Origin of the sequence: Corynebacterium liangguodongii (genome assembly GCF_003070865.1) — a bacterium.
Taxonomy (GTDB): domain Bacteria; phylum Actinomycetota; class Actinomycetes; order Mycobacteriales; family Mycobacteriaceae; genus Corynebacterium; species Corynebacterium liangguodongii.
In genome coordinates this window covers 1499619-1523189 of the sequence record NZ_CP026948.1, presented here as the reverse complement: position 1 = coordinate 1523189, position 23571 = coordinate 1499619, and the positions used below count along the sequence as shown (strand labels likewise).

At 64.6% G+C, this 23571-nt stretch carries 26 protein-coding genes and 4 pseudogenes; 22 read left to right on the top strand and 8 right to left on the bottom strand.

The annotated features are described in order from the left end of the window. Nucleotides 1–126 precede the first annotated feature (126 nt). The 5 genes from C3E79_RS07325 (at nucleotide 127) to hisI (ending at nucleotide 3844) form a co-directional block, all read left to right on the top strand. Nucleotides 127–891: a hypothetical protein gene (locus C3E79_RS07325; protein WP_108404322.1), complete on the top strand. Its 765-nt coding sequence runs from the start codon at nucleotides 127–129 to the stop codon at nucleotides 889–891. Nucleotides 892–1059: 168 nt separating this feature from the next. Continuing rightward, nucleotides 1060–1803: a bifunctional 1-(5-phosphoribosyl)-5-((5-phosphoribosylamino)methylideneamino)imidazole-4-carboxamide isomerase/phosphoribosylanthranilate isomerase PriA gene (gene priA, locus C3E79_RS07320; RefSeq protein ID WP_108404321.1), complete on the top strand. Its 744-nt coding sequence runs from the start codon at nucleotides 1060–1062 to the stop codon at nucleotides 1801–1803. Between the two features lie 71 nt (nucleotides 1804–1874). Continuing rightward, nucleotides 1875–2663 (top strand): inositol monophosphatase family protein, encoded by a 789-nt coding sequence (locus tag C3E79_RS07315; protein WP_108404320.1) that lies wholly within the window; start codon nucleotides 1875–1877, stop codon nucleotides 2661–2663. 57 nt (nucleotides 2664–2720) lie between these two features. Further along, nucleotides 2721–3494, top strand: a complete 774-nt coding sequence (gene hisF / locus C3E79_RS07310) for an imidazole glycerol phosphate synthase subunit HisF (protein ID WP_108404319.1) — start codon at nucleotides 2721–2723, stop codon at nucleotides 3492–3494. Continuing rightward, entirely contained in the window at nucleotides 3491–3844 is a 354-nt protein-coding gene (gene hisI, locus C3E79_RS07305; RefSeq protein WP_108404318.1) for a phosphoribosyl-AMP cyclohydrolase, read from the top strand. The genes hisF and hisI overlap by 4 nt, the downstream gene beginning before the upstream one ends. Before the next feature lie 78 nt (nucleotides 3845–3922). On the opposite strand, the gene C3E79_RS07300 is transcribed toward hisI, so the two are convergent. Then, on the bottom strand, nucleotides 3923–4105 hold the full coding sequence (locus C3E79_RS07300; protein ID WP_179948254.1) for a hypothetical protein: 183 nt from the start codon (nucleotides 4103–4105) through the stop codon (nucleotides 3923–3925). 38 nt (nucleotides 4106–4143) lie between these two features. Then, complete coding sequence (locus C3E79_RS07295; RefSeq protein ID WP_235840586.1) at nucleotides 4144–4458, bottom strand: hypothetical protein; 315 nt, start codon at nucleotides 4456–4458, stop codon at nucleotides 4144–4146. 331 nt (nucleotides 4459–4789) lie between these two features. Here C3E79_RS07295 and C3E79_RS07290 point away from each other — a divergent pair, with 331 nt between their 5' ends. The 4 genes from C3E79_RS07290 to pyk are packed head-to-tail and all read left to right on the top strand — an operon-like array spanning nucleotide 4790 to nucleotide 8784. After that, entirely contained in the window at nucleotides 4790–5473 is a 684-nt protein-coding gene (locus tag C3E79_RS07290; RefSeq protein WP_108404316.1) for a TIGR02234 family membrane protein, read from the top strand. Between the two features lie 37 nt (nucleotides 5474–5510). Beyond that, nucleotides 5511–6335 carry an indole-3-glycerol phosphate synthase TrpC gene (locus C3E79_RS07285; protein ID WP_108404315.1) on the top strand — a complete coding sequence of 275 codons (825 nt, stop codon included), beginning with the start codon at nucleotides 5511–5513 and terminating at the stop codon, nucleotides 6333–6335. A 49-nt stretch (nucleotides 6336–6384) separates the two neighbouring features. Next, on the top strand, nucleotides 6385–7311 hold the full coding sequence (gene lgt / locus C3E79_RS07280; RefSeq protein WP_412778853.1) for a prolipoprotein diacylglyceryl transferase: 927 nt from the start codon (nucleotides 6385–6387) through the stop codon (nucleotides 7309–7311). Between the two features lie 54 nt (nucleotides 7312–7365). After that, nucleotides 7366–8784: a pyruvate kinase gene (pyk, locus tag C3E79_RS07275; protein ID WP_108404313.1), complete on the top strand. Its 1419-nt coding sequence runs from the start codon at nucleotides 7366–7368 to the stop codon at nucleotides 8782–8784. Between the two features lie 96 nt (nucleotides 8785–8880). Here the strand turns inward: pyk and C3E79_RS07270 are convergent, their stop codons facing one another. The 3 genes from C3E79_RS07270 to pabB all read right to left on the bottom strand — a co-directional run bounded on the left by C3E79_RS07270 (nucleotide 8881) and on the right by pabB (nucleotide 12855). Further along, nucleotides 8881–10062: an alcohol dehydrogenase catalytic domain-containing protein gene (locus C3E79_RS07270; RefSeq protein WP_108404312.1), complete on the bottom strand. Its 1182-nt coding sequence runs from the start codon at nucleotides 10060–10062 to the stop codon at nucleotides 8881–8883. A gap of 115 nt (nucleotides 10063–10177) precedes the next feature. Then, complete coding sequence (locus C3E79_RS07265; RefSeq protein WP_108404311.1) at nucleotides 10178–10885, bottom strand: aminotransferase class IV; 708 nt, start codon at nucleotides 10883–10885, stop codon at nucleotides 10178–10180. Further along, nucleotides 10882–12855 (bottom strand): aminodeoxychorismate synthase component I, encoded by a 1974-nt coding sequence (gene pabB, locus C3E79_RS07260; RefSeq protein WP_108404310.1) that lies wholly within the window; start codon nucleotides 12853–12855, stop codon nucleotides 10882–10884. Before pabB ends, C3E79_RS07265 begins: the two co-directional genes overlap by 4 nt. 231 nt (nucleotides 12856–13086) lie before the next feature. Here pabB and C3E79_RS07255 point away from each other — a divergent pair, with 231 nt between their 5' ends. The 7 genes from C3E79_RS07255 to C3E79_RS07225 are packed head-to-tail and all read left to right on the top strand — an operon-like array spanning nucleotide 13087 to nucleotide 18239. Further along, entirely contained in the window at nucleotides 13087–13389 is a 303-nt protein-coding gene (locus C3E79_RS07255; RefSeq protein WP_108404309.1) for an urease subunit gamma, read from the top strand. A gap of 18 nt (nucleotides 13390–13407) precedes the next feature. After that, a complete protein-coding gene (locus tag C3E79_RS07250) occupies nucleotides 13408–13818 on the top strand; it encodes an urease subunit beta (protein ID WP_108404308.1) in 411 nt (136 codons plus the stop codon). 51 nt (nucleotides 13819–13869) lie between these two features. Next, a complete protein-coding gene (gene ureC / locus C3E79_RS07245) occupies nucleotides 13870–15585 on the top strand; it encodes an urease subunit alpha (RefSeq protein ID WP_108404307.1) in 1716 nt (571 codons plus the stop codon). Between the two features lie 11 nt (nucleotides 15586–15596). After that, nucleotides 15597–16088, top strand: a complete 492-nt coding sequence (gene ureE / locus C3E79_RS07240) for an urease accessory protein UreE (protein WP_108404306.1) — start codon at nucleotides 15597–15599, stop codon at nucleotides 16086–16088. Beyond that, the gene (locus C3E79_RS07235; protein ID WP_108404305.1) at nucleotides 16088–16771 is read left to right on the top strand and encodes an urease accessory protein UreF; all 684 of its coding nucleotides are present in this window, start codon (nucleotides 16088–16090) and stop codon (nucleotides 16769–16771) included. Before ureE ends, C3E79_RS07235 begins: the two co-directional genes overlap by 1 nt. Nucleotides 16772–16782: 11 nt before the next feature. Beyond that, nucleotides 16783–17394, top strand: a complete 612-nt coding sequence (ureG, locus tag C3E79_RS07230) for an urease accessory protein UreG (RefSeq protein WP_108404304.1) — start codon at nucleotides 16783–16785, stop codon at nucleotides 17392–17394. Continuing rightward, nucleotides 17394–18239: an urease accessory protein UreD gene (locus C3E79_RS07225; RefSeq protein ID WP_108404303.1), complete on the top strand. Its 846-nt coding sequence runs from the start codon at nucleotides 17394–17396 to the stop codon at nucleotides 18237–18239. The genes ureG and C3E79_RS07225 overlap by 1 nt, the downstream gene beginning before the upstream one ends. Here the strand turns inward: C3E79_RS07225 and C3E79_RS11635 are convergent. Further along, nucleotides 18236–18418: a hypothetical protein gene (locus C3E79_RS11635; protein WP_244280439.1), complete on the bottom strand. Its 183-nt coding sequence runs from the start codon at nucleotides 18416–18418 to the stop codon at nucleotides 18236–18238. The genes C3E79_RS07225 and C3E79_RS11635 overlap by 4 nt on opposite strands. Here C3E79_RS11635 and C3E79_RS11855 point away from each other — a divergent pair. From C3E79_RS11855 to C3E79_RS11390, 3 genes and pseudogenes are all read left to right on the top strand, one after another. Beyond that, a pseudogene (locus C3E79_RS11855) lies at nucleotides 18366–18479 on the top strand (hypothetical protein); the annotation flags it as partial. The gene C3E79_RS11635 and the pseudogene C3E79_RS11855 overlap by 53 nt on opposite strands. A 94-nt stretch (nucleotides 18480–18573) precedes the next feature. Continuing rightward, a complete protein-coding gene (locus C3E79_RS11700; RefSeq protein ID WP_158268478.1) occupies nucleotides 18574–18945 on the top strand; it encodes an urea transporter in 372 nt (123 codons plus the stop codon). A 233-nt stretch (nucleotides 18946–19178) separates the two neighbouring features. Beyond that, the gene (locus C3E79_RS11390; RefSeq protein WP_158268477.1) at nucleotides 19179–19325 is read left to right on the top strand and encodes a hypothetical protein; all 147 of its coding nucleotides are present in this window, start codon (nucleotides 19179–19181) and stop codon (nucleotides 19323–19325) included. Between the two features lie 343 nt (nucleotides 19326–19668). On the opposite strand, the pseudogene C3E79_RS07210 reads toward C3E79_RS11390, so the two are convergent. Continuing rightward, nucleotides 19669–20275 (bottom strand): annotated as a pseudogene (locus tag C3E79_RS07210) (integrase core domain-containing protein); the annotation flags it as partial. A 162-nt stretch (nucleotides 20276–20437) separates the two neighbouring features. Continuing rightward, complete coding sequence (locus C3E79_RS07205) at nucleotides 20438–21787, bottom strand: IS256 family transposase (protein WP_108404301.1); 1350 nt, start codon at nucleotides 21785–21787, stop codon at nucleotides 20438–20440. A 57-nt stretch (nucleotides 21788–21844) separates the two neighbouring features. On the opposite strand from C3E79_RS07205, the pseudogene C3E79_RS07200 reads away from it, so the two are divergent. From C3E79_RS07200 to C3E79_RS11385, 3 genes and pseudogenes are all read left to right on the top strand, one after another. Then, a pseudogene (locus C3E79_RS07200) lies at nucleotides 21845–22075 on the top strand (IS256 family transposase); the annotation flags it as partial. Nucleotides 22076–22109: 34 nt separating this feature from the next. Further along, nucleotides 22110–22614: pseudogene (locus C3E79_RS07195) on the top strand (transposase); the annotation flags it as partial. 41 nt (nucleotides 22615–22655) lie between these two features. Next, entirely contained in the window at nucleotides 22656–23129 is a 474-nt protein-coding gene (locus C3E79_RS11385; protein ID WP_146183442.1) for a hypothetical protein, read from the top strand. The last annotated feature ends 442 nt before the right edge of the window (nucleotides 23130–23571 follow it).

Genomic DNA, 23571 nt, shown 5'->3' with positions numbered 1-23571 from the left:
TCGGACTGGGCCGCAGTTGACGCTATTTTCGGATAGAAATGCGCACAGGGCAGGAGTGGGGCTTCACAGGTTATGTGAAGCCCCACTCATCTCGGTCTACAAAAATCTATGTATGAGGATTGACGAATGTTTTCTGAAGCGTATCTTGCACATCCGAAATATGGGAATTGCTATGTTTCCCTGGAGAGCGTGCCGGGGAAGACGAAAATTGATAGGTCCTACTTCCGGAATGATCCGATACAGGCAATCCTAGGCCGGACGCTCCGCAAGAAAAAGTACAAAATGAACATATCGATCGGCCCGCATCAACGTGAAATGTCGATATTCGAGCGAACTCCACGAATCGTCTCTCTGAAAATGCTGAGGGACGATAACGAAGAGTACCCCGATAGGCCAAGCCACCCGTACATTGAGGTTACGCCGGACAATGAGGACGGCCATGAGGCAGTCTTTCGCAATGGGATCGAGCGTGTTTACCTCACTCCAAGCGAGCAGCACCCGGGTTTCCGGGACGCAGACAAAATTAGATGGAAGTACGTGGCGCTAGCTCCGCTGGTCGTCGCGGCGTTCGCAATGCTGGCGGCTATCGTAGGACCAATTCTTGGACGTCTAGTATCATCAGTGATTTCGGCTGTAGGATTGGATGCACCTTTGGAGCGCATCCGAGAGAGGGAACCGAATAGAATTACGGAGTTTTTTAGGAACGTGCGGTTCGAGATCTCCCAAAGATTTGATTCACTCAACATTCATGTGCCCCCTCTTTTCGCTGAACATCCAATTATTAGCTTCGTCGTCGCAACTGCCGTTGTAGCGTTCCTGGCACAGATGTTGTTGCCGCTTTATTCGAATATGTGGAAGCAGCGCTGGATTCGGCCGGATAATGAGAAGTAGGTTGGCACGCGCTATCGCTGCTATGGTTTCGGGGCCAACGCGAACGCCTGGCCGAGGCAGCGTCTACCCATCTCACGAGTTGAAGGAGCACGTGCTCACAGCCTCACGTGCTCACAGCCTGGGGTCGAGCTGCCGAAGGGGACAATCGGCTCCGATATAGTGGCTGGCATGAGTTTCACACTTTTGCCCGCCGTCGACGTCGTCGGTGGCCAGGCCGTGCGCCTCGACCAGGGCGAGGCGGGCACGGAGAAAAGCTACGGCCCGCCGCTGGAGGCAGCGCTGCGCTGGCGCGACGCGGGGGCGAGCTGGCTCCACTTCGTCGACCTCGACGCCGCCTTCGGGCGCGGGTCCAACCACGAGCTCATGGCCGAGATCACCCGCCAGCTCGACATCAATGTGGAGCTCACGGGCGGCATACGTGACGACGCCTCCTTGGAGCGCGCCCTGGCCACCGGCGCGAGACGGGTCAACATCGGCACCGCCGCGCTGGAGAACCCGGAGTGGACGGCCCGGGCGATTGACCGCTACGGCGAGGCAATCGCGATCGACATCGCGGTGCGCGAGGAAGGGGGCCAGTGGCGCACCAAGGGCAACGGGTGGACCTCCAGCGGCGGGGACCTGTGGGAGGTGCTGGAGTTTTTCGACTCCGTGGGGTGCGCACGCTTCGTCGTCACGGACGTCAGCCGCGATGGCACGCTCACCGGCCCGAACGTCGACCTGCTGCGCGACGTCTCCGCCGCCACGGATGCGATGGTCACCGCCAGCGGAGGGGTGGCCCGCGTTGATGACGTGGTGGAGATCTCTCGCTACGCCTCGGAAGGCATCGATTCCGTCATCATCGGCAAGGCTCTCTACGAGCGCCGCTTCACCCTTGAAGACGCCCTCGCCGCGCTCGCCTCCGCGGAGCGGTAGCGAGGGGAGCGGCCGGCGGGGGAGTTGACGCTAAGAAGACCAACGCGTACCGCTGCGGGTATTGTGACCTTATGGATAGCACGAAGCACTATCTCGAAATCGCCGAATCGGTCGTGGGCGAGGCGCGCGAGCTATTCATCTCCCACCTCGGCGCCGCGCCCGCCCTGTTTAAGGCATCCGGCGATTTTGCCACGGAGGCGGACCTCGCCATCGAGGAGCTCATGCGTTCCCGCCTGACCGGGGAAACCGGCATCCCCGTCTACGGCGAGGAGCAGGGAGGGGACCTCAACTCGGAAGCGTGCTGGGTGGTCGACCCGATCGACGGGACGTCGAACTATTCCTCCGGCAACCCGAACTGCTCCATCCTCGTCTCCCTGATCTATCGCGGGCAGCCCATCGTGGCCGTCACCGAGATCCCGCTGATGAACATGCGTCTGACAGCGCTGGAGGGTTCCCCGGTCTACCTCAACGGCGAGGAGCTCCCGCCCATCGAGTCGGAGACGAAGGCGGCTTCCCAGGTCGGAGTGGGCTCGGTGCGCTCTCCGGATTCCGAGCGCTTCCCCGCCGACGTGCGACTCAACCTCATGGCCACGCTGGCCGATACGGACCTGCGGCCTCGGATCTCCGGTTCCGTCGGTGTCGATTTCGCCTTCGTCGCACAGGGGATTTACCAGGCGGCGGTGAGCTTCTCGCCGCACCTGTGGGATAACTCCGCGGGCATCCTTCTCGCCCGCAGCGCCGGGGCGGTGGTGACGGGCACGAACGGCGAGCCGTGGACGATGGAGTCCGTCGGCGCGATCGCCGGGACGCGCAGGGCGCACAAGATCGCGCTCAGTACGATGAGGTCGGTGTGCCCGTAGGCGGCCGCGTGCGAAGAACTTAAAAAGTGACCCAAAGGAAAGAACGAGGGAATTGACATGGCTGTGGCTACTCGCGTGATTGCCTGCCTCGACGTCGATGACGGTCGCGTGGTCAAGGGCGTGAACTTCGCAGACCTTCGTGACGCCGGGGACCCGGTCGAGCTGGCGAAGGCCTACGGCGAGGCCGGGGTCGACGAGCTGACATTCCTCGACGTCACCGCCTCCCGCCAGGGCAGGGGGACGATGCTCGATGTGGTGCGCCGCACGGCGGAGCAGGTGTTTATCCCGCTGACCGTCGGTGGCGGGGTGCGCAGCGTTGACGACGTGCGCGAGTTGCTGCGCGCGGGGGCCGACAAGGTCAGCGTCAACACCGCGGCGATCGCCCGCCCGGATCTCATCGGCGAGCTCTCCCGGCGCTTCGGCGCGCAGTGCATCGTGCTCTCCGTCGACGCCAGGCGCGTCCCGGCCGGAGGTACTCCCCAGCCTTCTGGCTTCGAGGTGACCACGCACGGCGGGACCCGCTCGGCGGGTATCGACGCTGTCGAGTGGGCGCGGACCGGGCAGCGGCTCGGGGCGGGGGAGATTTTATTGAACTCGATGGACGGCGACGGCACAAAAGAGGGGTTCGACATCGAGCTCATCGAGGCCGTGCGCGCCGCCGTGGATATTCCCGTCATCGCCTCCGGCGGGGCCGGGGCACCGGAGCACTTCCCGCCCGCGGCTGAGGCCGGGGCCGATGCGGTGCTGGCGGCCTCGATCTTCCATTTCGGCGAGGTTTCGATCGCCGAGGTCAAGGGCGCTCTGCGCAGTGCCGGTCTGGAGGTGCGGTGAGTGACCCGAGGGACTTCGAGCTCGATCCTGCGATCGCGGCGCGCCTCAAGCGTAACGACGCCGGCCTCGTCCCCGCGATCGTGCAGGCCGGTGGCACCGGCGAGGTGCTCATGATGGCGTGGATGGACGACCACGCCCTTGCGCACACGCTGGCGACGCGCCGCGGCACCTACTTCTCGCGTTCCCGCGGTGAATACTGGATCAAGGGCTTGACCTCCGGCCACACCCAAGAAGTCACCGGCGTGCGCCTCGACTGCGACGGGGACACCCTGCTGGTGACAGTCATCCAGCAGGGCGGGGCGTGCCACACCGGAGACCGAACCTGCTTCGACGCCGACAAGCTGCTGTGAACTGCAGCGCCGCAGCGATGACGACACCCCAGCGCCCCCGGATGCCCCAGGGGGCACCAGCCTCCCCGATTAGTGCAGCTAGTTCACGTTGAATGAGTACCTGCCGGTCAGCCCGTTATGAATGATAACGTTGTAGCTCTGCCCGGTGGCTTCCGCGCCCTCCACGAGAGCCTTGAGCTCCTGCCCGTTGTAGTAACGGCTCAACCCGAGGTAGAGCAGCAGGAGAAGAACTGTCCCGACCGCGAGGATTGCGACGACCACGGTAGGTGCTGTTGTTTTAACCTCGCTGGTGGCTTGGTCTATTTCTGGCATTCGAATCGGTAGCCTCCTTCTCGGCTCGCTGCTCCGGAATCGGTCGTTCCTTCCACGCCGGCGGAGCGGCGCAGATCGTCGGAGAGTTTCTCGAGTCCGGAGCGGACTTCCTCGACCTCTGCAGGGGTCACCCGGCTGTAGTCGATACTCCGTTGGTCGAGGCGGATCGCGTCGGCCCCGGCATCGTAGTACATTGCCTCCGCCAGGACCAGCGGGCCCTTGATGTGGGTATCCAACCGTCGCTCCTGCGCCTGCGAGGCAGGGGCAGCAGCGATGCACTGGGCAGCTAGGAATGTAGCCACGGCCAGCGAAGTCAAAGCGGCACGTGCTCTCTTCGATCCTCTTTCTTGCGGCATATTAAAGTGACCTCTTTTCAAGCACTTCGACTTGATGAATAAGGGCATTGGGTTGAGGGAACCACTGATGGAATAGCCGGGACTGGCACCGATGTGGTCAACCAGCATCACGTTCCCAGAAGACGCACTCGCAGCGAGTGCTATCACGGTCGTACCTAGCGCGCAAGGGAGCTAGACGTATTCGGTACTTTCGTTCTTGTTCACGATTTTGAGCAGACAGAGCCAGGGCGCGATCTCCGGGGGTTCTCTTCTGCAGCCCTGCTCTAGGATCGAGCCCATGACTGAGCAATCTGTGGATAGGGGACTGACCCGCCCCGGCGCCGCCGGTCTCGGCATCTCGGCCGCGCTGGTGGCGCTCGCCGCGCGGGCACCCTGGCTCGAGGTGAGCTACTTCGACGATCGGGTCGGCGGCGGGGTGCGCGAGGTCACCGGCGCGCAGTGGTCGACGGAGGCCTTGGCGGTCGCGCTCCTGCTCGTCGCGGGAGGCGTCGCAACGCTCGCTTTGCGACGCCTCCCCAGGCGCATCGTTGCCGCCGTCGTCGCCGTCGCCGCCGCCTTCGCCGCCCTCTCGCCGCTCGGGCTCATCGCGCGCGGCGCCGACGTCGAGCGGGTGCGCGCGCTGCTCACCGCGGGGGCGGGCGAGGCCCAATCGGCCGGGCGCGGCGCGGACAACGCGCTCTCGCCGCTGGCGCAGATCGTCTCCGTCGACGTCAACGTGGGCTACGCGGCGCTGGCAGTGGTGGGTTGTGCCGTCGCAGTGGCCTCTGGCCTGGCGGTGGCGCTGCGGCCGGGGAGCGATTCGCGGCGTGTGAATAAGTACGAAAAGGAATCGGTGCGCCGGGAAAAGATCGGCGCCGATTTGGAGGATGACCCCGATTCGGGGCGCGTGATGTGGGACGCCATTGACGCCGATATCGACCCGACCGACCCGCAGGGAGGGCCGATTTCCGCCGAGCGGTAAGTCGCAGTTACCCTAATCACAGGCGGAAGGGAGGGCTATGGACACGCAGAAGGCATCGGGCGTTGTCGAAGCCGTGCTGCGCGACGTCTCGGCGCGCGAATCCGTCATCTCCTTCCACGACATTAAGGCCCGCTCCCGGGCAATGGGGCCGACCCGCGATGCCCGGGCAGCGTTGCTGCGGCACGGCTGCGGGGTGATTGTGGAGATCAAGCGCAACTCACCCGTCTTCGGCCCGACCGCGCCGTTTGCCGGCAGCGCGCTCAGCGTCGAAGACATCGCGCGCGCGATCGAGGCCGGCGGGGCGCACCTTATCGCGTGTCAGACCGAGCGGCTGCGTTTCGACGGCTCGTTGACCGACATGGCCGCCGCCCGCGCCGCCGTTGATTTACCGATGGTCTGTCGCGACGTCATCGTTGATCCCTACCAGATTCACGAGGCGCGCTGTTTCGGGGCGGACATGATCCCGCTTCAGGTCGGGATTTTGGATCAGTACCGGTTATCGGCGTTGATCGACCGTGCAGAGTCGCTCGGCATGGCGGTGATGGCCGAGGTGCGCACGGACGAGGAGGCCGATCGTGCTCTCGCGGCGGGCGCCTCCGTCATCGCCGTGAACTCCTGGACCTTTGATACCAATTCGCTCAACCCCGACGCGTTCGCCGAGATCGCGCCGGGGTTGCCTTCTGAGGTGTTAAAAATCAGCCTCGGTGGGGTGCGCACGGCGCGCGACCTTATCGACGCCGCATCGTCCGGCGCCGATGCCGTGCTCGCCGCCGAGGCCGTGATGAGCTCCCAGGACGTGGAATCGGCCACGCGCAGGCTCGCGGCGGCGGGGCAGCACCCGGCGTGCCCGTCGAGAAGCTAGCGCGCGTGCCTGCTGCGTTTTCTCGCCGCGGTGGGGCACACTGGTGCGCGTGGATTCCATGATTTTGGCTAACATTCCGTCCCCGCCGCAGGGCGTCTGGCACATCGGGACCGTCCCTATCCGCGCGTACTCGCTGTGCATTATCACAGGCATCATCGTCGCGCTGTGGCTCACGCTGCGCCGTTACAAGGCCAAGGGCGGGGACCCGGACCTCGTGTGGGACGCCGCGATCGTGGCCATCCCGGCGGGCATCATCGGTGGTCGCCTCTACCACGTGATCACGGACTACGACAAGTACTTCGGCCCGGGCCGTGACCCGTGGCAAGCCTTCAACGTCTCCGCCGGTGGGCTGGGAATCTTAGGGGCAGTCGCGCTGGGCACCGCGGCTGTGTGGGCGCTGTTTCGCTACCGCGGGGTACCCCTGGCCCCGTTCGCGGACGCGGCGGCGCCGACGGTGATCCTCGCCCAGGCGATCGGGCGGCTGGGCAACTGGTTTAACCAGGAGCTCTACGGCCGCCCCACGGACGTGCCGTGGGCGCTCGACATCTACTACCGTGTCGACGACGCCGGCCGGTACGCGCCGCTGACAGGGCGCTCGACGGGCGAGGTCGTTGCCAGCGTGCACCCGACATTCCTCTACGAGATGATCTGGAACCTCGCCGCGTTCGCGTTTTTGCTGTGGGCCGAGCGCCGTTTCCGCCTCGGTCACGGGCGCGTCTTCGCCCTCTACCTCGCCACCTACGCCCTGGGTAGGTTCTTTGTTGAGCTCATGCGTGCCGACGCAGCCAACCTCATCCTCGGCCTCCGGGTCAACACGTGGGTCTCCGGCGTGTTGTTCATTGTTGCGCTCATCGTCTTCCTGCGGCTTCCCCGCGGGCAGGAGAGCCCGCGGGAGGTTGACCCGCGCGAGCGCGCCGGGGGAGAGCTGGGTGGCGAGCGGGAGCGTGCTCTAGACGGTACGGTAGGGAAGCGATAGGCAGCGTGTGGCCCGCGCACTCATGCGCACCCTCGAGCGAAGGTGGGAGAAGAAGTGGATAGAAGAACCAAGATCGTGTGTACGCTCGGCCCGGCGGTGGCCAGCAAGGATGCCATCGTCGGGTTGGTCAGCGACGGGATGGACGTGGCGAGGCTGAACTTCTCCCACGGCGATCATGCCGACCACGAGCGCAACTACCGCTGGGTGCGCGAGGCTACCGACGAGACCGGCCACGCCGTCGGCATCCTCGCCGACCTGCAGGGCCCGAAGATCCGCCTCGGCCGCTTCGAGGAGGGCTCGACGGTGTGGGAGACCGGCGAGGTCGTCCGTATCACTGTCGAGGACGTCCCGGGTACCCACGACCGCGTCTCCACCACCTATAAGCAGCTGGCGGACGACGCCAAGCCCGGAGACCGGCTCTTAGTCGACGACGGAAAGGTCGCCCTCGTTGTCACCGAGGTCGATGGCAACGACGTCGTGGCCAAGGTGACCGAGGGTGGGCCGGTGTCGAACAACAAGGGCGTGTCCCTGCCGGGGATGGATATCTCCGTTCCGGCGCTGAGCGAGAAGGACATCGCGGACCTGAAGTTCGCCCTCAAGCTCGGCGTCGATTTCATCGCGCTGTCCTTCGTGCGCTCCCCCTCGGATGTTGACCTGGTTCACGAGGTGATGGACGAGGTGGGGCGCCGCGTGCCGGTGATTGCGAAGCTGGAGAAGCCGGAGGCGGTCGACGCGCTCGAATCCATCGTGCTCGCTTTCGACGCGGTGATGGTTGCGCGCGGCGACCTGGGTGTGGAGATCCCCCTTGAGCAGGTGCCCCTGGTGCAAAAGCGGGTGATCCAGATTGCGCGGGAGAACGCCAAGCCGGTCATCGTTGCCACGCAGATGCTCGATTCCATGATCGAGAACTCGCGCCCGACCCGCGCGGAGGCCTCCGATGTGGCCAACGCCGTGCTCGACGGCGCCGACGCGGTGATGCTTTCGGGCGAGACCTCGGTGGGCGTGGATCCCCACAACGTTGTGCGCACGATGGGGCGCATCGTGCGGGTCGCCGAATCGATGGGGACGGTGCCGCCCCTGGGGCACATCCCGCGCACGAAGCGCGGCGTGATGTCGTATTCCGCCTACGATATCGCCCAGCGGCTCAACGCTCGCGCGATCGTCACCTTTACTCAGTCCGGCGACACGGCTCGGCGCGTGGCCCGGCTCCACCCGGAACACCCGCTGCTCGTGTTCACCCCGGAGCAGCAGGTCCGCTCCCAGCTCGCGCTCACGTGGGGGGCGGAGACGTTTTTGTGCCCTCCGGTTGTCCACACCGACGACATGGTCAAGGTTGTTGATGAAGCGCTTTTGCAGATCGGCGAGTACAGCGAGGGCGACACCATGGTCATCATCGCTGGCACCCCGCCCGGGGTGACGGGGACGACGAACATGATCCGCGTCCACCAGCTCGGGGAGAACCTGGGCAGGTAGCCCGCGCGGCCCCAGCGGCGCTGACAAAGCCGAGCGCCCGCTCCCCCCGGGAAGGTGGGGGAGCGGGCGCTGCGGTGGGCCCGGGGCCCTTCGGGTCTAGCTTGCCTGCGGCTCGATGACGACCTTGATGCAGTGGTCGTCCTTGTCGCGGAACTTGCGGTAGGCCTCGGGAGCCTCGTCGAGCGAGACGCGGTGGGTGATGAGGTCGTCGACGCCGAGCGGGTCGGACGGGTCCTCGACGAGCGGGAGCAGATCGGAGATCCACTTCTTCACGTTGCACTGGCCCATGCGCATCTGGATCTGCTTATCAAACAGGGTTAGCAGCGGCATCGGGCTGGCAGCGCCGCCGTAGACGCCGCTGATGGAGATGGTGCCGCCGCGGCGGACCAGGTCGATGGCGTCGTGGAGTGCGTTGAGGCGATCGACTCCGGCGGTCTCCATGACCTTCTGCGCCGCGGCGTCGGGCAGCAGGCCGGCGGCAGCCTGGATGGCGCCGCCCACCGGGGAACCGTGGGCCTCCATGCCGACGGCGTCGAGGACGGCGTCGGGGCCGCGGCCCTCGGTGAGCTCGCGGATCTCGCCGATGGAGTCCTCCCCGCCCTCAAAGACCTCGATGCCGTGGCGTGCGGCCATCTCGCGGCGCTCCGGGACCGGGTCGATGCCGAAGACGCGTGCGCCCATGTGGCGCGCCATGCGTGCGCCCATCTGGCCGATCGGGCCGAGGCCGTAGACGGCGATGGTGTCGCCCTCGCCGACGTCGGCGTACTTCACGCCCTGCCAGGCGGTGGGGAGGACATCGCTCAAGAACACGTAGCGGTTATCCGGCAGCTCGTCGCCGACCTTGATGGCGCCGAAGTCCGCGTGCGGGACGCGCAGGTACTCAGCCTGGCCGCCGGGGACGGAACCGTAGAGGGAGGAGAAGCCGAGCAGGGAGGCGCCGGATTCCTTCTCCTTGACCTGGGTGGTCTCGCACTGGGAATAAAGGCTGTGCTGGCACATCCAGCAGTGGCCACAGGAGATGTTGAACGGGATGACGACGCGGTCGCCCTTCTTCAGCCCGGAGGCGGCGCCGGCCTCGACGACGCGGCCCATCGGCTCGTGGCCCATGATGTCGCCCTCGTTCATGTAGGGGGCGAGCACGGAGATGAGGTGGAGGTCGGAACCGCACACGCCGCTCGAGGTGACCTCGATGATGGCGTCGGTGGGCTCTTGGATGGTGGGGTCATCGACGGTCTCTGTGGAGACCTTGTCTGCGCCTTGCCAGGTCACAGCCTTCATCAGCGGTGTTCCTTTCGTTTGGAAATCTATCGGGGAGTTGTTCGTCCCGCCTTGTTGAGCGGTACACCACAGACCATACGCTGACTTTTATATGACGTGTCTACAATGGTTTTCATTAAGGGAAGCTCCACCACCACCGCTGCCATTTATTCTGGTCAGAGCGCTGCGGAAGAATATAAGAATTTCCTGAAAGTGTGATAATCCTTGCTACCGGGCTCACCCCGTGCACCGCGTTGAGGAACCACAAGGGCATGCGCACGCCCAGCGCGCCCACGGCGACGCGCACCCCGAGGCGCCGGGCGCGCTGGGCGATAAGGTACTGCGTCGTACTCGGCAGGTGGCGCCCCGCGGGCAGCACGAGGGTGCTATCGCTCCACCCCACCAGCGCCCCTGTGGTCGTCTCGGCGAAATGGCCGAGGACGACGTCGTGCGTGGCGTCGATAAGCATCTCGCTCCTGAACTCGGCGAGCCGGGCGAGGTCGGGCCCCTTCGTGCGCGGGAACCGGCGCGGGTCCGCCGCCCCGGCCGGCGGCAGCGTGAGCGCCGTGGATGAGCGCGCGGCGGGAGCGGGGCGCAGCTCGAAGAAGTAGCGCCCGCAGGCGGCGCTGAGCCGGGGAAAGAGGTCAGCCGCGGGATCGCACAGCTCGATCGCGCCCTCCCACAGCCCCTGCGGCAGGGGACCGACCGTGGCCTCGAAGCGCCGCCTGTGCAGCCCAAGGCCGCGCGCGGCGCCGAAGCGATGGCGCCACGACTCCGCCGCCTCAAACCCAACCTCCGGCGCGCTCGAGGGGACCCACCTGCCGACCCAGGCATAGGCGCTCACGCCAGCGCCCCCAGCACTGCGCTCGCCTTGAGGAGGGCCTCGCCGTACTCCGCCTCCGGATCCGAATCCCACACGATCGCCCCGCCGGCCCCCACGGTGACCTCGCCGCCGCGCTTGACCGCGGTGCGGATGACCACGGAGAGGTCGGCGCTGCCGTCAAACCCGAAATACCCCAACGCGCCGGAATACACCCCGCGCGGGCCCGCCTCCAACGCATCGATGAGCTCCATCGTGCGCTCCTTCGGGGCGCCGGTCATTGAGCCCGGCGGGAAACTCGCCCGCACGGCATCGACCGCGCTCGCCCCGGGGCGCAGGCGCCCGCGGATCGTGGAACAGAGCTGGTGGACAGTGGCGTAGGACTCCACGGACATGACCGGCTGCGCGGTCACCGAGCCTGGCTCGCACACGCGGGAGAGGTCGTTGCGCACGAGATCGGCGATCATGAGCAGCTCCGCGCGGGTCTTGGCATCGGAGTAGAGCCGCGCCGGGTCCGCCTCCCGCGGCAGGGTGCCCTTGATCGGTTTCGACTCCACCGCCCCGCCACGGGCGGTGAGGAAGCGCTCCGGGGAGCTCGAGAGCACCTCGAGGCCGTCGAACGAAAGGTACGCGGCATACGGCGCGGGGTTGGCGCGCCGCAGCCGCGAGTAAAGCTCCACCCCGCTGCACGTGGAGTGCGCCAGGTAGGTGTCCGTGAGGCACACCTCGTAGCTATCCCCGCGCGCGAGGGCATCCTTCACAGATGCGATGCGCTCAAGGTATGCGGGGCGCGAGAGCCGCCAGGCGCCCGCCTCGACCCGCCCCGCGGCCCGGGCCGGAGGCGCGGCCCCGCGCACCGCCGCGCGAAGCTGGCCCATGAGCGCTGCAGTCTCGCTGCGATCGCCGCGATCGGCGCCCAAACGCTCGAGCACCATGAGGTGGGCGCGGCGCCGGGCGTGGTCGTAGGCGATGAAGGACTGCGGGCGCAAAAACTGCGCATCCGGAGCCGCGCTGCGGTGGCGCGGGTGAAACCCGGGCACGGTCAGCGCCGCGCACTCGTAGCCGAGGTAGCCCACCCAGCCGCCGGTAAAGGGCACCGCCTCCAGCACCTCCGAGGCGTCTATTCCGGTGCCGAGCTCCGCCTCTAGGCGGGTGAGGATGTCGGGCCCGGGCGAGCCGCGCTTGAAGGTGAGAACCTCCGAGAGCGAGCCGGCCGAGGTGCCCATGATGGAAAACCCCGAAACGTCGGCACTATCGAGCCACACCGCCTCCTTGGCGCCGCCGCGGACGAGCTCGCGGAAGGCCGCCTCGGTATCGATCTCGCCCTCGATGGCCTCGTGCGCGACGCGCCACGCGGGGGCGCGCCGCGCGCTCGTCGTCGGCGCCACGACACGCTCCGCGGGGCGGGGCGCGGCCAGCGGGGCGAGGGCGAGGAAATTCGCCATGAGTGCGAGTCCGTGCTCCGTGAGCACGGACTCGGGGTGGAACTGCACGCCCCAGTGCGGCCGCCCCACCACCTCGAGGCCCTGGATCACGCCGTCCTCGCTGCGGGCGTGGACTGCGATGCCGGGCGATTCCGAGACGCACAGAGAGTGGTAGCGCACCGCCTCGAAGCCCTGCGGCAGGCCGGCGAAGATCCCCTCGCCGGTGTGCGTGATCCGGCTGAGCGCCCCGTGCCGCGGCGCGGAGCGCGAGACCTCGGCCCCCGCGAGGTAGGCGAGCCCCTGGTGGCCGAGGCACACGCCGAGCACAGGGATGTCGGCGGAGGCCTCGATGACTGCCCGGGAGCCGGCGAAGTCGTCCTCCGAGGCCACGGTGCCAGGCCCGGGGGAGATGACGACGTGGGTGTAGTCGCCGGCGCGCACGCGCTCGAGGGTGCCGGTCGAAAACACGGCGTCGGCAAGAACAACCTCGGGCTCGCTCCCCGCTGCCGCGGCGATGAGGTGCGCGAGGTTGTAGGTGTAGGAGTCGTGGTTGTCAACGAGCAGGATCACCGCCTGATACCCGCCTTTCTTTCCTTCTCGCCAGTGTGGATACTCTAGCAGCCCGGTTCTAGGCGAAGCGCGTAAAAGCCCTGCTCGCCTGCGCTGTGCGGCGGGGCCTGGGCCGCCACTGATGGATAAATCAGGAAGTTGTGATGATCGCTGCGTGGCGGCCGGAGTAGTCTCGCACAACGTTGCGGCGCATACGGCGCTGCCTGGCATGCGAGGAAGGGGCGTGACGCGGTGTACTTGACGCCACGGGAGCAGGAAAAACTCATGATTGTGGTGGCGGCGGATCTCGCGCGCCGCAGGCAGGCGCGCGGGCTGAAGCTCAACTACCCGGAGGCGGTGGCGATCATCTCCTACGAGCTTTTAGAGGGCGCGCGCGACGGCCGCAGCGTCGCCGAGCTCATGAACTGGGGTTCAACCATCCTCTCGCGTGACGACGTCATGGAGGGCGTGCCCGAGATGGTCGACGCCGTCCAGATCGAGGCGACCTTCCCCGACGGCACCAAGCTCGTCACCGTCCACAACCCGATCCGCTAAATCCGCTAAGGAGTAACCATGCGCCCAGGAGAATACGTACTGGCCAGTGAGCCCATCGTGTGCAACGCGGGCCGCGAGGCCATTGAGCTCGAGGTGACCAACACAGGCGACCGCCCGGTCCAGGTTGGCTCCCACTACCACTTCGCGGAGATCAACCCGCAGGTGTCCTTCGACCGCACCGCGGCGCTGGGTCGCCGCCTCGACATCCCGGCGGGCACCGCGGTGCGGCTCGAGCCGGGGGATACCCGCACGGTGCGGTTGATCCCGTTGAGCGGGAAGCGCAAAGTCTTCGGCTTCCACAACCTGGTCGATGGCTCGCTCGATCCCCGCGATCCCGCGCGCGTCCACGTCATGAGCGAGACGGATTACGGCTTCTTCGAACACGGTGTGGATCGCACCGACCCGAAGTCCGTCGACCCCGCCCACTAGAGCTCGTGAGAGTCCCATTAGCGATCTCACTTTGAGGAAAGAAGGCAGTACATGAGTTTTGAGATGAGCCGGGAGAACTACGCGGCGCTCTACGGGCCGACCACGGGTGATTCCGTGCGCCTGGCGGATACAGAGCTTTTCGCCACCGTCGAGCGCGACTACACCACCTACGGTGAAGAGGCGACCTTCGGCGGCGGAAAGGTCATCCGGGACGGGATGGGGCAGAACTCGCGCCACGTGCGCGACGACAACGTCCCCGACCTCGTGATCACGAACGTGCTCGTGATCGACTACACCGGTGTGTACAAGGCGGATGTGGCGGTGCGCGACGGCTACATTTCGCAGATTGGCAAGGCCGGCAACATGGACGTGATGGAGGGCGTGGACATCACCATCGGCGTGGCCACCGACATCATCTCCGGCGAGGGCAGGATCTTAACCGCCGGCGGCATCGACACCCATATCCACTTCATCAGCCCGGACCAGATCCCCACCGCGCTCGCCTCGGGGATTACTACCATGTTCGGCGGCGGCACCGGCCCGAGCGAATCGACCCGCGCCACCACGATCACCCCGGGCGAGTGGAACATCTTTAACATGCTGCGCTCCTTCGAGGCCTACCCGATGAACTTCGGCATCCTGGGCAAGGGCCACGGCTCCTCGGTCGCCCCTCTGGCAGAGCAGATCCGCGCGGGCGCCGCCGGGTTGAAGGTCCACGAGGACTGGGGCGCCACCCCCGCCGCGATCGATACCGCGCTGAAGGTTGCCGACGAGTTCGATGTCCAGGTGGCCATCCACACCGATACCCTCAACGAGGCCGGGTTCGTGGAAAACACCCGCAACGCGATCGCGGGCCGCGTCATCCACACCTTCCACACCGAGGGCGCCGGCGGCGGGCACGCCCCAGACATCATCGCGCTGGCGGGAGAGTCGAACATCCTGCCGGCCTCGACGAACCCGACCCTGCCGTACACGGTCAACACCATCGATGAGCACTTGGACATGCTCATGGTGTGCCACCACTTGAACCCCGACCTGCCGGAGGATGTGGCGTTTGCGGATTCGCGCATCCGTGCCGAGACGATCGCCGCGGAGGACGTGCTGCACGACATGGGGATTTTCTCGATTACCTCCTCGGATTCCCAGGCGATGGGGCGCGTCGGCGAGGTGATCTCGCGCACGTGGCAGGTTGCGGATTCGATGAAGAAGCAGCGCGGCAAGCTGTCGGAAGATGAGGGAATTTTCGGCGATAATTTCCGCATCCGCCGCTTTATTGCGAAATACACCATCAACCCGGCGATCGCCCAGGGCATCGACGAGTGGGTGGGCTCGATCGAGGTGGGAAAGTTCGCCGATCTGGTGCTGTGGGAGCCGCAGTTCTTCGGCGTGCACCCGGAGTCCGTGATCAAGGGCGGCCAGGTGGTCTACACGGCCATGGGGGACCCCAACGCCTCCATCCCGACGCCGCAGCCGAACATCTACCGCGAGTCCTTCGGCGCGCACGGCTCCGCGCTCTACCGCTCCTCGATCACGTTCATGTCTCAGGCCGCCATCGAGCGCGGCGTCCCGGAGATCCTGCAGCTGCGCAAGAAGGTTCGCCCCGTCCACGGGATCCGACAACTCACCAAGGCGGACCTCAAGCTCAACGATGCAACCCCCGATATCGCGGTGGACCCGGAGACCTACGAGGTCACCGTCGACGGGGAGCGGATTTCCTGCGAGCCGGCGAAGACGGTGCCGCTGGCCCGCCGTTACATGCTGTTCTAGGAGGTGGGCAGATGATCATCACCGAAATCGCGGGCACCTTGGGTGACCCCGACATGGAGCGCCGCCTGGAGGGGGCGCACGTGGAGAAGGTCTCGCTGCCGAGCGACGAGCTGGTCAAGCGCATCCAGCGCGTCACCACAGACCACGGCCGCGAGCTGGGCATCAGGCTGGCCGCGGGCGCGCCCGACCTGAAAGACGGCGACGTGTTGCTCGTCGAGGAGACCGACGGCGGGCTCAACGCGGTGGTGGTGGCGACGCTGCCTAGCGACGTCTTAGTCATCCGCCCCACCTCCATCCGCCAGATGGGGTTTGTCGCGCACTCGCTGGGAAACCGCCACCTGCAAGCGCAGTTCTTCGGCGCCGAGAGCGATTTCGGCGCCGAGGTGATGGTGGTGCAATACGACCACACCGTGGAGGACTTCCTCACCCACCACGGCGTCGCGTTCGAGCGCCGCGAGCGCGTCATGGAAGTGCCCTTCCGGCACGCGGAGCACACGCACTGATGGCCGATCTCACCCGGCTGCTCACCGGCATGCAGCTGGCGGATTCAGCGCTGCCGACGGGTGCGTTCGCGCACTCCTTCGGCTTCGAGAGCTACCTCGAGTCCGGGGTGATCGAAAGCGCTGAGGGGTTTGCGCGCTGGCTGGAATCCTTTATCGGCCAGCAGCTGACCTTTACCGACGCGCTGGCAATTCGCCTGGTCATGGGTGCGGGCGAGGCGCATCTGGTCGAGCGCCTCGACCAGCTGGTCACCGCCCAGGCCCTGCCCGCCCAGGTGCGCGAGGCCGGGATGACGATGGGCAGGCGCTTGCTCACCATCTCGGCGGCGAACTACCCCAGCGAGGCGCTTTCCGCCTACGCGGAGGCGATCGAGGAGGGTCGCGCGTTCGGGCACCCGGCGATCGTCTGGGCGCTCGTGGCGCGAGGTGAGGGTATCGACCCCGACACGGCGGTGGCCCAGCACGTCTACGCCTGCGTCATCTCGCTTGTGCAAAACGCCGTGCGCGCCATCCCGCTCGGGCAGAACGCCGGGCAGCGCCTCATCCGGCAGGCGCAGCCGTGGGTGGTGGGCGCGGTGGAGGCGTCGCAAAGCTTGCGCGAAGAAGACCTCGGTGCGATCGCGCCGGGCTTGGAGATCGCGCAGATGAACCACGAGCGCCAGCACTCGCGCTTGTTTATGAGTTGAAGGAGAATCACATGGATCCGGTCATTATCGGCGTCGGCGGCCCCGTCGGCGCGGGCAAGACGCAGCTGCTCGAGCGCATCTCGCGTGCGGTCGAGGGCGAGCTGCACATGGCGGCGATCACCAACGACATCTACACCATCGAGGACGCGCACATCCTCGCGCGCAATTCCGTGCTTGACGACGCCCACATCATCGGCCTGGAGACCGGCGGCTGCCCCCACACCGCGATCCGCGAGGACACCTCCATGAACGAGGCGGCCATCGAGGAGTTGAAGTCCCGCTTCCCGGACCTCGACGTCATCTTCGTCGAATCCGGTGGCGACAACCTCTCGGCGACGTTCTCGCCGGAGCTGGTGGATTTCTCCATCTACATCATCGACGTCGCCCAGGGTGAGAAGATCCCGCGCAAGGCGGGCCAGGGGATGATCAAGTCCGACTTGTTCATCATCAACAAGACCGACCTCGCGCCCTACGTCGGCGCCGACCTGGCGGTGATGGAGCGCGATTCAAAGGTGTTCCGCAAGGACAAGCCGTTCGCGCTGACGAACTTGAAGACAGACGAGGGCCTCGACGTCGTGCTGGACTGGCTGCGTCACGACGCCCTCATGCTGGACCTTAGCTGATGCGGGGAGGCCACCTGCGCCTGCGCGTCGCGCGCGACTCCTCCGGCCGGAGTTGTGCAACGCAGCAGGATTTCTGCGGCGCGCTGCGGGTGATCCGCCCGCACTACCTCGACGACTCCGGCCAGGTCGCCTACACGGTGATCAACCCCGGCGGGGCGTACTTCGGGGCGGATTCCTACTCGCTGGCCTTCGACGTCGAGGACGCAGCCTCGCTGCTGGTGACCACGCAGTCCGCCACGAAGGTCTACCGCACCCCGCAAGGACCGGCCCGGCAGCGGATGAGGGTGAACGTGGGGCGCGATGCGACGTTCGAGTACCTGCCGGATCAGCTCATCGTCTACCGCGAGGGCACCTACCGCCAGGAGTCCGTGGTGGTGATCGGGCCTTCGTCGCGGCTGGTGATGGGGGAGATCGTCACACCGGGGTGGTCGCCGGAGGGCACCGGGTTTGGCTTCGACGAGCTGCGGATGCGCACAGAGCTGCGGCTCTCCACTGATGGTAGGGAGGTGCCGTTCGCCGTGGACAACCTGCGGCTCATCCCCGCCGCCGGCGACCTCGGTATGGGAGTGATGGAGGGCTACACCCACAGCGGGCAGTTCATCGTCGCTGGCCCGCAGCTCGCCTCGCGTGCCGACGCCTTAGCCGGCGCCGTCGATGCCGCGCGCTCGCCTCGCCTGCACTGCGCGCTCAGCCGGATCGGCGCGCCGTGGCCTGGCGCGCCCGCGGCGTTTTCGATCCGCTCGCTCTCATCGAATACTGCCGACATCGCAGCACTCCACGCCGCGGTCGTTGATATCTGCCGAGAGGCGGATGGCCGCGGGCCGCTGCGGCTGCGCAAGTACTAGTTTTCCCAGGAACAAGGAGGCAACCGCGCCATGAGCGCGCTGAGCATGCACACCCCGGCGGGCGCCGTCGCGCCGGTGCTTAGGGGCGTATCCCAGATTTTCTTCATCGCCGACTGGCGCACGGGCCTGCTCATCACCGCCGGAGTAGCGGCGCACAACCCGCTGGCGGCTATCTTCATGCTGCTCGGCGCCGCCGCGCAGGAGCTCGGCGCGTGGGCGATGGGGCAGGACCGGCACGTGCGGCGCGAGGGCATCGCCGGGTTCAACGGGGCCCTGGTCGGTGTCGTCTCGTGGCTTTTAGCACCGACGATCGCATCGGGGGGCGCTGCTCGCGGTGTGCGGCGGCTTTGCCACCGTCATTGTCTTCCAGCTTGTCGAGCGCGCCTTCAGCACCCCCGCCCTGGCGCGCATCGGCCTACCCGTGTCCACGGCGCCGTTTTGCCTGCTCGCATCCGCGATGTTTTTCCTCATCCCGGCGCAATCCGCGGGGCCGGGCCCCACATCGGACGCCGGCGCGGTCGAGGGACTTGGCCTCGGCGTGCTCAACGGCTTCGCGGAGGTCGTACTTGCCGACGGCCCCCTCACCGGCGCCCTTATCCTCGCAGGGATGGACATCAAGGCGTTTACGTTTCATGGACGGGGTGCCCATCTTGCGGTCCAGGTCCACGCCAGGTGCAAGCAGATCAACGGAGACCCAAAACTTTAGAACTAAAGTTAACATGTAGTTAACTACGGGTTTCTATTTTGCAAAAGTCTCGTAGCCCCATTGCGACGTCTGAGCTGTGGTAATAGCCTGGCGTAGCGGCGAAAAGTGAACAGGGCTCTAGGCGACCGTACGCAAAGTCACGAGCGTGAGTACGGAACCCTCTGATCTCGCGATACGTCACTTATTAAGCTGTTTCCTGAACCGTTCCATCACCCGTACCCAAGGAGAAAAAAATGACCGCTGATCAGAAGCTTTTTGACACCATGGTTTCCGCAATTGCTGCGGAAGACCTCGCGCAGGATAACGCAGTGAACGAGGCAGCCACCTCGTTCCCGTGCGGTGTGGGCGCGACCATCCTCACCGCGAACCTGGGCTGCTAGGTTCGCCCGCATCAATCATCTGTAAGTTTGAGGGGAGTAGTTCAATGCCTACGCACAGCATGTTTAGCAACAAACCGGCTCCCACCGTCCGTGGAGAAATGAAAACATTCGTGTTCCTACTGGCCGTGGGCGTAGCCATTGGCGCCGCTTACCTCGCGTTCGACCGAGCAGTTTTCGCCATTGTCGGAGCCCTCCTTGTTGTTTACGGGATGGTCCGACTGGGTCTGGCCGCTAAGAACGAGAAATCTACAAATCGGCGTATTTAGTACTGGCCATTGTCATCAGTCGCGACATGGTGGAGAAACCGGCGCCCCGGTGCTTGTGGGGCGCCGGTTTTTGTGTGTCAGGCCAGGGGTGGGTCGCCTTGTCGCCAGAATGGTTTTTGGTAGTGGCGGCCGGTGTCTATGTAGTGTTCGGTGATGATGTCGCCGGTGTTTTTCAGTGATGTTGTGACGTGGTTGTCGGTGACGATCATGAGGATTTTTCCCTTCCCATGCTCGTCCGATTCCTAGGTGGTAGGTCCTGCCGGCGTAGCGGATGGAGACTTTCCCGTTGGGGGAGACGATGTCGTTGCGCACGCGCCATTCTTCGTTCGGTGTGAATGCGGGTGTGGCTTTCGGCCCTGTGGTGTAGGCGGTTGCGGGGGTGCGGCGCCCCAGCGAGCGGTGTGGGCGTTGTGTGTTGTAGTAGGCGGCGAATTCGTCGAGTTGGTGTTGCAGCTGTGCGATGGTTTCTGCTGGTGGGCGTGCGTTGACCCATTTTTTTAGTGTTTGGTGGAATTGTTCGATTTTGCCTTGGGTTTGCGGGTGGCCCGTCCTGCCGTTCTTTTGCTGGATGTGGTGGGTGTTCAGGACTTTCTCGAAGGCGTTTCTCCCGCCTTTGCGCCCGGCCAGGCGTGCGGTGAAGACCAGTCCGTTGTCGGTTAGTGTCGATGCGGGTGAGCCATAGGTGGTTCGCTATGGCTTTGATGGAGGGTAGGATATTGGAAAAGGAAACTCTTTCATGCCCACTGAGTACACTGCCGAGCTCAAGCAGCGTGCCATAGAACTCGTGCTCCACGCTCAAGCCGACCCTGCGAGGGTGTCCGATTCTTTGTGTGCGGGGGGCTTGGTTTACAAGTAGTCCGCGAATCGGTCGGGGTAAGCCACGGCTAGTTGGTTGATGGCTTGTTTCCACCCGGTGGCTTTCGCTCCTTCAATATAGCCGTTGCATTCGATGGCGCGCTTGGCTTTCTTCGCTCGCTGGGCAGCGCGCTTGTCCTCGATGTTGCAGATCATCAGCCACAGCGTTTTCAGCGCCGCGGTATCGTTCGGAAACTGGCCGCGGTTGCGGGTGGCTTTCCGCAGTTCAGCATTCAGCGATTCGATCGAATTCGTGGTGTAGAGTACCCGCCGTGCCGCAGGCGGGAACTGCAGAAACGGCACGAACCGTTCCCACGCATCACGCCACACCTTGACCGATTGCGGATACTTCCGTCCCAGCTCGGACGCCTCGAACGCGTCCAGGGCGGCGCGGGCGGTGTCCTCGTTCGGTGCGGTGTAGACCTCCCGTAGCGCACTTGATACGGGTTTGCGGTCTTGGTAGGACACCCACCTGTTGGCCGCCCGGATCAGGTGCACGATACAGGTCTGCACCATGGAATTCGGCCAGGTTGCCTCCACGGCTTCCGGCAGGCCTTTGAGCCCGTCGCAGCAGACGATGAACACGTCTTGGACCCCACGGTTGGCAAGGTCAGCGCACACGGATGCCCAAAAACTGGCGCCTTCATTGTCTGCGATCCACAATCCCAGGATGTGTTTGATGCCGTCCATGTCGACGCCTACCGCCATGTAGCAAGACTTGTTGACCACGCGGTGGCCATCGCGGATCTTCACTCGCAGCGCGTCGAGGAAGATCACTGGGTAGAACTCGTCGAGCTGGCGGTTTTGCCAGATCATGACCTCTTCTAACACCGCGTCGGTAATGGTGCTGATCGTATCTGGGCTCATATCCACCCCGAGGGTGGTGGCGAGATGGTGCTGAATATCGCGCACGGTCATCCCACCGGCGTACAGCGAGATAATCATGTCGTCGAGCTCTGTGAGCCGACGGGAGCCTTTGGGCACCATCTTTGGAGCAAACGTGCCGGCACGATCCCTCGGCATGGTCACTTCCAACGCGCCGTACCCAGAATTAACGGTCTTGGTGTACGACCCGTTGCGGTGGTTACTACCCTGTGTTGGTTCAACCTGGGCCTTCATCTTCCGGTCGGCATGGCCGTAGCCCAAATGGGCATCCATTTCCGCCTGCAGACCAGCGTTGATCGATGCCTGTAACAGGCCTTTGACCAGATCGCTTGCATTGTCAGTGGAGGTGGACAACTCGCCGATCAAGCTGGCGAGTTCAGGATTTTCCATCAGCTTCTCGCTGATCTCGTTGACCCTTGCCGGGTCGTGGCCTTTCTTCGGTGACACCGTAGTCATTATCGGTGAAACTCCTTTTAGATCAGAGCCTCACACACAAACTTCCTGACACCCTCGCGCAAAGCTACCCGAAACCGGGGCCAGTTCCCGAACGATACAGCAGCACTGAAGACGCTTTGGCTGATGATTTGCAACATCGAAGACAAACGCGCTGCCACACGCGCGAAGCAAGCCAAGCGCGCCGTTGAGTGCAACGGGTATGTTGAAGGAGCGAAGGCCAATGGCTGGAAACAAGCCATCAACCAACTAGCTGTGGCATACCCAGACCGATTCGCGGACTACCTGTAAACCACCCCCGCACACAAACTATCGGACGCTCTCCTTGATTCGGGCTGCGAACAGGTGGGTGGCCTATGGGGATCGTAGAGGGGGTCTCGCAGGCGTTGAAGAAGATCTACACCGCCGCCGACGAGGCGGCAGCCAATGAAGCACTCGCCGAGTTCGCCGCATCTGAGCTTGGTGAGAAGTACCCGCAATCAGTCAAGGTGTGGCACGACTCCTGGGATAGGTTTGTCCCGTTTCTGCAGTTCCCGCCCACGGCAAGGAAGGTGATATACACCACGAACTCGATCGAGTCGTTCAACAACGAGCTGCGTAAAGCCACCCGAAACAGGGTCCAGTTCACCAACGATGAATCCGCGTTGAAGACGTTGTGGTTGATGATCTGCAACATCGAAGACAAACGCGCCCGACGCCGCATCAAAGAAGGCAGAAAGGCCCGAAGCACCACCAGCAGACTCATCGAAGGAGGACGCGTCACCGGCTGGAAGCAAGCCATCAACCACATGGCGGTCGCCTACCCCGACCGCTTCAACACATACCTCTAAGAAGGCCCCACACACAAACAATTTGACACCCTCCCTCTTCCATGAACACGACGGAATGCTTAATGGGGATAGTATCCAATCCTTCATTAGCTGAGGTAGGAACTAAACCTAGAACACTTCATATCGACGTCGCCGCTACACCGCCCTGCGGCATCGCCAACACCAACTATGGGAAAAAGGTCAACACTGTACCAACTACCCCGAAACGACAATGTTGCCGATTACCCGGAGGAATCTCCCGACAACCTGTTGCCAATTACCTACGCCCTGAAAAACATTGCAAACGAACTTGTGGTCAAAAAAACCACCGAACGGTTGAACAGGAAGATTCATCACCACACCGACGCTATTGGCATCATCCCGACCGCGACACCCTCATGTGCCTAGTGACGGCGGTATCCGCCGAGCAGCGGATGATTAAATTCAGCAAAAGCGCCACATTGCGAGCACGCCTAGAGCAGGCAAAAACAATGATGACAGCCGGGATCAGCGAGGGCGACACACCGGCTAAATAGATAGACTGCACGAGCCCGCAACGGCACCAGAATCCCGATGATCCCTGAAACCGCGAGACCTTACACTCAATCAACAGAACAGCAACACCACCCACAAGGACCGGCCCTTATGGGAAAGCGGGAGGACCAAGGATCCTTGCTGTCTCGCAACGTCCCATCGCCTTTTTGGAAGAAAGCGCCTGTCACATCATCGCCGTAGCAATTCAGGCAGTCGAGTGCGGGGTTAGATTGGGCGCGACCTTTTATGGTGCCCACATTTTTCAGTAGAGATCATTCTACTGGATCATTCGGAAGATTTCGCGCCCCGTATAAATCGTGGAGGGCTCTTAGGATATCAGGAGCGAACTGTTCCCCGAAGACGTCCTCATGAGCCAAGCGCACCAACGTGCTCTGAAGAGAGAGGAGCGTTGCTACTTGCTCTAATTCTTCCGGGCTACTCCTT